The 867-nt window shown below is 48.6% G+C and carries 1 protein-coding gene; it reads right to left on the reverse strand.

What is annotated here, in order from left to right; translation table 11 throughout:
• Positions 1–867: GA-like domain-containing protein (locus AC1M86_RS14760; RefSeq protein ID WP_481608251.1), on the reverse strand; the 867-nt coding region annotated here is incomplete at both ends.

Raw genomic sequence — 867 nt, forward strand, 5'->3', positions numbered from 1 at the left:
GCATCATCACGTGCTTGAGTCAGTGCAGTAAGTTCTGTTGGAGTGATGAGCCCATTGGCATTTGCATCGATCAGCGCTTGTTCTGCCGCAGCGTATGCTGCTTCAGCCGCCTCTACTGCTGCTTCGGCATCTGCCAATACTTGTTCGTACTCATCTGCTACGCCATCTTCGTTTTCATCATTTACAGCTGGTAAGGTGATATCGACTAGATCATCTAAGCGTGCATCCAATGCGTCTTTGTCTGCTCCTTCTGGAAGTGCATCAACTTTCGCTTGTGCATCTTCTTTAGCAGTAAGCGCATCATCACGTGCTTGAGTCAGCTCAGCAAGTTCTGTTGGCGTGATTAAACCATCTGCTTCTGCATCTGCTAGTGCTTGCTCTGCCTCAGCATATGCTGCTTCAGCCGCCTCTACTGCCTCTGTCGCTTCTTCAAGTGCTGCAACTGCATCATCCACACCATCTTCATTTTCATCATTTACGGCTGGTAAGGTGATGTCGACTAGATCATCTAAGCGTGCATCCAATGCGTCTTTGTCTGCTCCTTCTGGAAGTGCATCAACTTTCGCTTGTGCATCTTCTTTAGCAGTAAGCGCATCATCACGTGCTTGAGTCAGCTCAGCAAGTTCTGTTGGCGTGATTAAACCATCTGCTTCTGCATCTGCTAGTGCTTGCTCTGCCTCAGCATATGCTGCTTCAGCCGCCTCTACTGCCTCTGTCGCTTCTTCAAGTGCTGCAACTGCATCATCCACACCATCTTCATTTTCATCATTTACGGCTGGTAAGGTGATGTCGACTAGATCATCTAAGCGTGCATCCAATGCGTCTTTGTCTGCTCCTTCTGGAAGTGCATCAACTTTCGCTTGTGCA

This window comes from Acinetobacter sp. ANC_7654, from assembly GCF_056779855.1.